Here is a 9243-nt window from a genome sequence, read left to right on the forward strand (position 1 = left end):
TCACTACCAATATTGGCCTGCAGGATTGGGGCTGGGTAGCAGGCATGGGTGCAGACTATCTCCTGAGCGACAACGTCGTCACTGGCGCGAGCTGGGACCACATGCAGTTCGATCGGTTCGACGGAACGCTGATCGATGGCCAGCTCGATCTCGTGAAGGCACGGGTGAGTTACAGGTTCTAGGGACAGGCTAGACACCTCGCCCGAGACCTTCGCACCGAACGAGAGACACATCACCGATGAAACCAGTACCCAAGGCTGCACTGTCCGGGAGCCTGAAGGATTATCGCGCGCTGAAGAACAGCGGTCTCATGGCGCGTGCTGACAGCTTCTTCAGTTGGCAGGATCTCCGGCGTCAGCATGGCCTGTGGCCATATGCCCGGYCGACCTCATCCGCGCCCCGGCCGCGATCGGACATCAGGACCGATGCCGGTGAGGCCAGCTCAGGCGTCAACTTCGCCTCGCAGGACTATCTCAGCCTGTCCTCCCATCCCAGGACAAAGGCTGCGGCAAGGGAGGCGATCGACACTTACGGCGTTCACAGCGCCGGATCGGCCGCCTTGCTCGGCAACACCTCTTACTCACTTCAATTATCGGCAGCCCTTTCGGAATTCGTCGGCGGGCGCGAGGTCGTGCTCTATCCGACCGGCTGGGCTGCCGGATACGGCGCTATCCAGGGCTTCGTCCGTTCTGACGATCATGTCGTGATGGACGTGCTGGCACATTCCTGCCTCCAGGCGGGAGCATCCGCCGCCACTGGCAAGGTGCATTACTTCCGCCATCTCGACCAGGATGCATTGATCCGCAAGCTGGCGAACATTCGCGCGGCGGACACGCAAAACGGCATTCTGGTCGTGACCGAGAGCCTTTTTTCGATGCATTCGGACAGCCCTGATCTGCGGGCGCTTCGAAATATCTGCGACGCCCATGGGGCCAGCCTGCTGGTCGACTGCGCTCACGATTTCGGCTGCATGGGCGAGGATGGCCTTGGCCGCATCGGCGAGCAAGAGATGCTCGGCGACATAGATATCATCATCGGCAGCTTCTCCAAGACCTTCGCCTCCAACGGTGGCTTTGTGGCGGTCAGGACACGGGCCTCGGCCGAATATCTGAGATACTACAGCGCGCCCCACACCTTCTCGAATGCCCTGTCGCCGGTCCAGGCGGCCACTGTAATGGAAGCGCTTGCGATCATTCGGTCGGATCAAGGCAAGGAACTACGGCRCAAGCTCCACGACAACGTGGTTCATCTGCGCGAAGCCATGGCGCGCTCCGGCCGCGAGGTGCTGGGGGAGCCTTCTCCGATCGTGCCGGTTCGCGTCGGCGGCGAAGCCTTGGGGCGGCTGGCCTCGAAATACCTCGCGCTATACGGGGGAATTGCCAATCTGGTGGAGTTTCCGGCAGTCCCATTGGGACAGTCGCGGTTCCGCTTCCAGGTCATGGCGGCACATTCGGCCGAGGACATCGAGGCCATGGTCACAGCCTTCAATCGCGCGATGGACAGCGCGGCGGCGGAACTGGATCAAATACAGGGCGAATCCGGCGCCCAGCAGTTGGCCGTATCAAAGGCTGACCAGGCGCCGACCGCGTTGGACGGCACACTGACCGAAGCCTGACGACCAGCGGCCTTGGCCGCCGGCCGCGCTCATGCCACCGCGCGCCGTGCCGGGTAGAGGGCATCCATTGCGGCCCCGATGTGAGCGGCAAGATCGGCGCGTTGGGCCGCCATGTGCAGGTTGGCGGTCACGAAGCCGGCCGGGACACCGCAATCGAAGGTGTGGCCGCAGAACTCGAAGGGCCGGATGTTGCGGGTTTCCAGGAGCGTCAGCATGGCGTCGGTGAGTTGGACTTCGCCGCCAGCTCCCGGCGCCTGCCGCTCGATGATGGAAAAGATCTCGGGTTGCAGGATGTAACGTCCGGAAATGAAGAGGTTGCTGGGGGCCGTGCCGGGGGCCGGTTTCTCCACAAGCCCGGTTACAACAGGGCCGTCGGCGGTTGGCTTGAGCGAGACGATGCCGAACTTGTGGGCGTCCTCGGGGGCGCATCGCTCGACAGCGACGACGTTATCGCCGTGGCTTTCATAGAGATCGACCATGGACTTCAGACATGGCCTGTCGGCGACCATGAGCATATCGGGCAAAAGCACCGCGAAGGGCTCGTTGCCGATGATGTGGCGAGCCGTCCATACGGCGTGGCCGAGACCCCGTGCCTGCTGCTGTCGCACAAAGGAAATCGTCCCGGCACCCGGCGTGTCCTGCACGATCCGGTCGGCCAAGTGCAGCTTCCCGGCATTGCGCAGGCTGACATCGAGTTCGAAGGCGTGATCGAAGTGGTCCTCGATAGCGCCCTTCATGCGCCCGGTGACGATGATCACATGTTCAATCCCCGAGGCGAATGCCTCGGCGACGATGTAGTCGAGCAGGGGGCGGTCGACGATCGTCAGCAGTTCCTTGGGGATGCTCTTGGTTGCTGGAAGCATGCGCGTCCCGAAACCGGCGGCGGGAATGATGGCTTTGCGGATCTTCTGGTGCATGGTGGTAGCCCTCCGGGTCATGTGACTTTGTGAGCGGAAATATTCTGGGGTTTGCCTCTGCCCATCGTCTGGCAAGCAGTGCCGCCTTCGGTCGGGAAACAGGGCATTTCGCGGTACATTGCGAATCCGCGTGCCATCTGCTGCCTAACCCGCCTGCGAAAGCAGGCTGGCCCGACTGTCAGAAGCGTCGCCATGATCCCGACGCAGCAGCCGACGGTAGAGGTCGACATGTTCACGTGCGCAATCAATGTGGCTCGTGGGTTGCCGCATCGAGGCCCGTAGCCGATCCCAGGCCTGGGGCTCGCTCAACACCTCGGCCATGCGATCGGCGAGATCCTGCGCGCTGCCTGCGCGGAAATGCAGCCCGTCTTTTCCGTTCCGTACCTTTTCGGCCATGCCGCCAATATCGGAGCAGATGAGGGGTCTGCGGTGGTGCAGCGCTTCCTGGATCACCAGCGGCGAGTTTTCCCACCAGGTGGAAGGCATCACCACCCAATCCACCGAGCCGATCAAGCGCGGCATGTCGGCGTTCTGATAGGCGCCGTAGAAGCGCACGCGGCGGCCCGCGTCGTCGATGAGCTTCTTCAGGCGCTCCTGGAAGTCGGGCGGCTGGCGCTCGAGATTGCCGCCGAAGATCATCAGGCAGGCATCGTCGCCCCAGATGTCCTCGGGCACTCGCGAGACCGCTTCGATCAGCACGTCGACACCCTTGAACGGCGTCAATTGGCCGAAATAGGCGAAGCGGTTCCGGCGGGGATTGTGGAGCGGAAGCCCGCGTGCGGGCACGGCTTCCCCCTTTGCGATCCCGTTTTCGATGACCGTGAGCTTGTCCGCCTCGATCCCCCATTCGGCGTAACGCCCGGCCAGAAACACGCTCGGGGAAACGAAAGCGTCGGCCAGTTCGAGCATTCCGCGCACGAACCGCTCGCGCTTGAGGAAATGGGACACGGGTATTTCGGGAAAGCATCCGTGGCAGGCGATGGGCGATGCCTGCCTGCAAAGCTGGCCGGTCGGCCGTTTAACCATCTGGCCATGGTTGTGGCAGATCGGCAGGTATTCATGGAATGTCACCAGGACGACCGACTGCGGCAGGGCCTCGCGCACTGCATAGAGCGCCTCCATCCCCAGGCCCAGCACATGATGGAAGTGGACGACATGGGGCCGTGCGTCGCGCACGAAGCGCACGAGGTCGCGCTGGAGGGCCTCGGTATCGCCGTTCGAAAGGAAGAAGTGATTGTAGTCGTCGGCATGGAACAGAAGCTCGTCCTCGGTTAGACCAAGGCTCATGAGTGCCGAAGCACCATGCCGCGGAAAGGGCTGGCCGACGCGGGCCAGGTAGACCGATTCCACATCGGGCAACGAATTCAGACCCTGGTGCAGGTTGTGGGACGCTATTTCAGCGCCACCGAGCGCAAGTGTTGGATGCCCGTGCGAGACGACGAGAACGCGAAGCTGCTCGGTCATGCGCGCGGGCCTTCCGATGGGTTTGCGTTGCCGGCAGGCGCAGCCATGCCCCTGATATCGAAGATCTTGCGATCGATGCTCTCCACGAGAGCGCCCATCGCTAATGTGCCTTTGGTCGACGTCTCCTCGGAACCAAGCATCTGCACGGATGGTAGCCAGTAGGAGGCAACGCCGGCGCGGCCGAGGCGAAGGCCTAGGTCCAGGCCCTTGTCGCGAGAGCCGAGATACCCTCCTGCGAAGCCGCCGGCCTTGAGGAGGGCGGCGCGCGGCATCACGCAGCATTCGAGCGATGCGGCGGTAWTWGGCGTCAGCTTGAACCCGGTCACCGCACTGATGGGGTAGCCTTCGTAGCGACGCGCGGGCCAGGTTCCCGCCCAGCGGACAGAATAGTCCTCATAAGCGAGGGTTGGGGAGATGATGCTGTTTTTGAGCGCTGCCTGGGTGTCGACAAGCTTGCGGTACCAGCCGGCCTTGTTTGGCACCAGCAATCCTGAAAGCAGGACTACTGTGTCCGACGACAATGCCCGCGCCCCTGCCTCGAGAAGATCATAGGTATCACTCGCCTCGCCGGCCGAGACCAGCCTCAGCGAGAGCCCGTAGAACGCGGCGAGCTTCGCCATGCGAGGCGCCTGTCGGTGAAAGCGTTCCGAGGGCACGACAAGGGCAATCGGCGCGCGCTTCGTTTCGGGGTCGATCGCCAACAAGGCGAGAAGGGGAGCGATGCCGTCCTCGTCTTCTTCCCCAACGCTAATGACGATCGGCGGACTGGCCGCCGCTTCGAACGGGCCGGCGTCGACGACGTCCTTGACTGTCGGCGTAACCCTTTGCGAAGCGCAGAGAAGGGGAACGATCTGGCGGTCTATGAGCTCCGGCAGTGCCCAGTCGGATGGGTCGATGGCGCGTATCTGGCGCACCGCAGCGAGGCGGGCGGCGGTCCGCAAGGGCGAGAGCGGCATGAAGGCGCGGCGGGTGTCGCGCAATGTGAGTTCCAGGTAGAGAGGCGAAGACGCATCGTCGTCCGGCAACCGCGCATGGGCGACGAAGCCATGCCTGTGGCCGCCGTCACCGAATGCGCGCGAGAAGGCTGGATGGTCTGCGAAGGTATCGGCCACATCGCTCCGGTCGATCCGGCTCCAGCCCTCATCGAGCCGTGTCTCGCCGGTGTGACGGCGCAACTTGACGCTTTGGACATGACCGTTGGGGTCAAGCAGCCAGCCGGAAACAAGACAGCCCGCGCAATCGACCTGAAACACGTCGTCCACGCCCATGCGGACAGGAAGGGGCAGGCTCGACACAGTCTCGGTGCCATCGAAGCTGTTGGCAGCCCTGCGCAGGCGCAGCAGAGCTTGCGGAGTGCTGTGCGCCCGCGGCAGCACCGATCGGGCGTGGCCAGCTATTTCCAGTGGTCCAGCAATCAGCTTGCGCTCGTGGACGGCCATATGGCGCCAGCTGTGGCGGCCGCGCCAGACGAGGCCCTTGATTCCGTCGGGACCGATCGGCCCGCCCATATCGAGAAGTCCGGCGAAAGCCGAGGCACCCTGAGGAATGTCCTGCCGCGCGTAAGTGGCAATTGCACCCTCCGCGACCAAGGGCTCGTCGCCGTCGACCACCACACGGCCCGTGCCAGACATGACGTCGTAGGCCCAGCCTTGCAGGAAAATCTCCCCGTCCTGGCCTTCGCCAAGCAATTCGATGAAGCCGTTGTTCCCATGCGCCGCCTTGACCAGGGCGATGATAGCCGACAGCCTGTGAGGGTCGGATGGCGCCGCGATAAGCAAATCCGCCAAGGAGTCGATGGCGGCGGCCAGTTGGCTGCCGCAAAGCTCGGCCAGCAGCGCGGCGGCTTCGTAGACCGAGACCGTTCGAGGCGCAAAGACGTAGCGCTTGGGCACGCCGTCCTGCTCGAACTGCGCGGTGGCGAATGCGCGATCGGCGCTGTTCGTATGCAGCAGTGCCGCGAAGCCGTGCGTGGCGCTCGGCAATGGCATCGCCAATCGCCAGCTGATGATGGCGGCAGGCGAGACCTCGGTGGGATCGTCATTGAGTGTGGCCAGTGCCGCGTTGGCCATCGGACCGCCCGTGCCGATCACGAGCAGGGCGGAGGCGCCGATCGGGCAACCAATAACCCGTCCAGCCCTGGGGATCCTGCTGATGCGCCGGGACGCGGCGGGCAGGGAGGGGGGAAGTCCATTTTCCACGGCCAGCATGTTGCTTCAGGTCCGCGCAAGGAGCGCCATGGCGGCGCCGGCTGCAAAACCGACCAGGACGAAAAGCAACAGCAGCAGCGGCTTCAACTCCCCGTTGGAGCGCTTCTGCAGTCCGCTCAGGGTCTTTTTCATTCCAGCCACCACGCCGTCGAGCCGCATCAGATGGACGTCGAGATCGCTCAGTCGCTGCGTGATCTCGGTGCGGAGGCTGGACACGGCGGTGCTGATGTCGATGAGGCCGACGGCCTCCGCCTCGCCGGTGTCGTCGACCTGCTGCGTGCGCATAAAGGAACGCTGCGAGACCTGCAGCTGTCGTTGCGCCGCCATCAGGACGTCCAGCCTGTCGAGGACCTTGGTGAGCGGTGCGGCGATCAGAGCTCCAGCAGCCTGCTCGTCGGGGCGGGGGACGCGCAGCGCGTGCTCGTGGCCCGTCCCGCTCAACGCCATGACGACGAGATCGGAAGCTCGCGAGACCGCCGGCTCCGGCAGCATGATTTCAAAGGCGTGCTTGCCGTCTCCAATACCGTTGCGCCTGAGATCGGGACGATCGCGGTCGGCAACTGCCTCGGCAATCGTCTTGCCGTCCAGGGTCGCCCGGATCGCAAGCCGCCTGTTCGGCTCGGCGGGGTCGAAGGCCCAGCCGAAGACGCAGCCCTGGTCGATGGCGTCAACGCGGCCATTCACCGGCTTGGTATTGTTTTGCTCGGCCACAGCGCTTGGTTTTTCGGCACCAACGGGCATTCAGTTGTTCCTCATGCTGCTTGGACACGCGCCGGCTTGATCGCCTCGATCAATTCGAGGTAGCGCCGGGCGGTGGTATCGATGTCGTCGGGTTGGCGTGCGTTCCCGGAAAGCCTGTGCAGCAGCTCAGGTGCCTCAGCGATGCGGCGCATTGCCGAAGCAAGCGCGCGCGGATCGTTGGGCGAAACCCCCAGGCCGTTGACACCGTCCTCGACCAGCTCGGCCATGCCGCCGATATTGCTGGCGATAACGGGCCGCCCTTGTGCCTGGGCTTCCTGGATTACGAGCGGTGCATTCTCCCACCAGATCGACGGCATGACCGTGCAATCGACGCTGGCGACGAGCTCGGCAACGTCCTCGCGCCGATAGGGCCCACGCCTTTGCACCGTCGGTGCCGTGTCGCTGAAAAGGCGGTCAATCTCCGCGACAAAGGCTTCGCTTTGAAACGGTGTGCCGCCATGGACGCGCAATTCGAACTCGAGCCCTTCGGCGATGAGCAGCCGGGCGGCCTCGAGCAGAACCGTCGTCCCCTTCCAGGGATTGAGATTGCCGAAATACCCAAACACTGTCGGACGCCCGGCGCTGTCAGGCGTGGCCACCGGTGTGGGCCGATGCGGCAGCCCGTTGGGGATCAAGCTTATGGCGTCCTCGGCGAGTCCCCAGTCGACGTAGCGCTGCCGCAGGAAGCGGCTCGGCGCCACGAAATGGTCGACCGTGCTCAGCAGGGCCTTCAGATGGCGCTCCCGCAACGCAAAGCGGTCAAGCGGGATGTCCTTGAAACATGCATGGCAGCGGTCCGGGCTGGCAGCGTAGCAGAGCTCCTTGCCGCTGGTGCGGACCATCAGGCCGTCATGATGGCAGATCGGATAGTAGTCATGGAGGGTCATGACGATGCGGCAGTCCGGCAGCGTCCGACGGACGATGTGGGGGRACTCGGCGCCGATCAGCAGCAGGTGATGGATATGCACCACGTCCGGCCGGAAGTCGGACAGCAATTCCACCAGGTCCGGAACGACCCCGTAGAGGTCGACCTGGCTCATGTAGAAGCGGTCGAAATGGCCTGACCACAACAGCACTTCGTCTGCCGCATCGCCGAGCCCCTGGAAGCTCGTGCCGGGCCGGATCTGGCGATGGACCTGGTTCGTCGCGCCGAGGAAAAGCGCTTCGTGGCCGGCGCGCTGGTAGGCGCGGAAAAGGTCGTGCGCGAAGATCTCGGTACCGCCGGGGTGGAGGGCCGGATGGTTGTGCGCCGCTACAAGGATGCGCATGCTTACCGCTGGGCTCCCCGGCATTCGGCAACGTAGAGATCCTGGTAGTGACCGGCATCCTGGCCGCGCCAATGGCCAAGGGATTTCATGGTGACCACAAGCCCGGCCTTTTCCAGCGCCTGGTCCAGGAAGCCGTCGTCGAATCCGACGGCCGCAAGCGGCGGCATGTCGGGAACGTGCCAGCAGGGTCCGTCGCCCTCGCGCACGAAGCCAAGCCTGGGATCGCGCCTGCCGGATTCGTTCGCCGCAGCGATGCCGTCGATGACGAAGGCGGTCATGAACAAGCGCCCGCCCGGCTTGAGCATCCTGGCGACCTCGCGCAGGTAAACGAGAACCTCGTCGGGCGGCAGGTGCGTGACGACTGACGTCATGATCACGAAATCGAATTGCCGTTCGAGGTAGGGGAGTTTCAGTGCCTCGCCGCTGATCTTGCCCTGAGGGTTGTAGAGTTTGTGCGCGATGTCGAGACGCTGGAACGCGAAGTTGGGATAAACAGGGGTGATGAAACGACGGCACCAGGCGATGCCGCCCTCGACCGGATCGAGCCCGCTGTAGCGTCCCTTCTCGGCGTCCAGATATTGCGTCAGCGGAACGGCCATGCGGCCGATGCCGCAGCCGATGTCGAGCACGCGATGCTCCGGCCGCAGGCCGCCCAGGCGGATGAAATGGCCAAGAAATTCCGCGCCGACGGCGCGGAAATTGCCGTCGCCGACGAACACGCTGCTCGCATCCGGCTGCGGCAGAAAGCGGTTATTCAGGACCGCTTCCGTCAGCCAGCTGACGCGATGTACCCGGACCGTTGCCGCCGGCTGGGCGTCATGGCGGAGAACGGCTTCGCTCATGCAGCGTTCCTTTTTGTCGATTCGATTTCCATGGAGGCGCCCTTCGCGCTTGCGCCATCGGAATAGGCAGGCATCAGCGCGGCGATGTCGTCTTCCCAGCGCTCAGTGTGCAGCCAGGAATTGTATTGGCTGGCGACGCCGCGCATGTAGTCCTGGCTGCGGCTGATCGACCGGCGCTCGAAATGATAG

The 9243-nt window shown here is 64.0% G+C and carries 8 protein-coding genes and 1 pseudogene; 2 read left to right on the top strand and 7 right to left on the bottom strand.

The features are described 5' to 3' along the window. Together AC1DUU_RS14050 and AC1DUU_RS14055 are read left to right on the top strand one after the other, a co-directional pair. Positions 1-182: pseudogene (locus AC1DUU_RS14050) on the top strand (hypothetical protein); the annotation flags it as partial. A gap of 56 nt (positions 183-238) precedes the next feature. Further along, positions 239-1615 carry an aminotransferase class I/II-fold pyridoxal phosphate-dependent enzyme gene (locus tag AC1DUU_RS14055; RefSeq protein WP_476784027.1) on the top strand — a complete coding sequence of 459 codons (1377 nt, stop codon included), beginning with the start codon at positions 239-241 and terminating at the stop codon, positions 1613-1615. Positions 1616-1644: 29 nt separating this feature from the next. Here the strand turns inward: AC1DUU_RS14055 and AC1DUU_RS14060 are convergent, their stop codons facing one another. From AC1DUU_RS14060 to AC1DUU_RS14090, 7 genes are all read right to left on the bottom strand, one after another. Next, entirely contained in the window at positions 1645-2532 is an 888-nt protein-coding gene (locus AC1DUU_RS14060) for a UTP--glucose-1-phosphate uridylyltransferase (RefSeq protein ID WP_476784028.1), read from the bottom strand. Between the two features lie 144 nt (positions 2533-2676). After that, complete coding sequence (locus AC1DUU_RS14065) at positions 2677-3996, bottom strand: glycosyltransferase family 4 protein (protein WP_476784029.1); 1320 nt, start codon at positions 3994-3996, stop codon at positions 2677-2679. Then, a complete protein-coding gene (locus tag AC1DUU_RS14070; protein WP_476784030.1) occupies positions 3993-6203 on the bottom strand; it encodes a hypothetical protein in 2211 nt (736 codons plus the stop codon). The genes AC1DUU_RS14065 and AC1DUU_RS14070 overlap by 4 nt, the downstream gene beginning before the upstream one ends. A gap of 6 nt (positions 6204-6209) precedes the next feature. After that, positions 6210-6944 (bottom strand): hypothetical protein, encoded by a 735-nt coding sequence (locus AC1DUU_RS14075; RefSeq protein ID WP_476784031.1) that lies wholly within the window; start codon positions 6942-6944, stop codon positions 6210-6212. A gap of 11 nt (positions 6945-6955) precedes the next feature. After that, positions 6956-8212 (bottom strand): glycosyltransferase family 4 protein, encoded by a 1257-nt coding sequence (locus tag AC1DUU_RS14080; protein WP_476784032.1) that lies wholly within the window; start codon positions 8210-8212, stop codon positions 6956-6958. A gap of 2 nt (positions 8213-8214) precedes the next feature. Next, complete coding sequence (locus AC1DUU_RS14085; RefSeq protein WP_476784033.1) at positions 8215-9054, bottom strand: class I SAM-dependent methyltransferase; 840 nt, start codon at positions 9052-9054, stop codon at positions 8215-8217. Further along, positions 9051-9243 (bottom strand): hypothetical protein (locus AC1DUU_RS14090; RefSeq protein WP_476784034.1); only part of this gene is annotated, 193 nt, incomplete at its 5' end. The genes AC1DUU_RS14085 and AC1DUU_RS14090, both read right to left, overlap by 4 nt.

Source organism: Aminobacter sp. P4_H6_2, assembly GCF_056400805.1.

Coding starts and splice junctions, on each gene's coding strand:
- AC1DUU_RS14065 (WP_476784029.1), bottom strand. CDS start 3,996: ATGACCGAGCAGCTTCGCGTTCTCGTCGTCTCGCACGGGCATCCAACA.
- AC1DUU_RS14075 (WP_476784031.1), bottom strand. CDS start 6,944: ATGCCCGTTGGTGCCGAAAAACCAAGCGCTGTGGCCGAGCAAAACAAT.
- AC1DUU_RS14060 (WP_476784028.1), bottom strand. CDS start 2,532: ATGCACCAGAAGATCCGCAAAGCCATCATTCCCGCCGCCGGTTTCGGG.
- AC1DUU_RS14085 (WP_476784033.1), bottom strand. CDS start 9,054: ATGAGCGAAGCCGTTCTCCGCCATGACGCCCAGCCGGCGGCAACGGTC.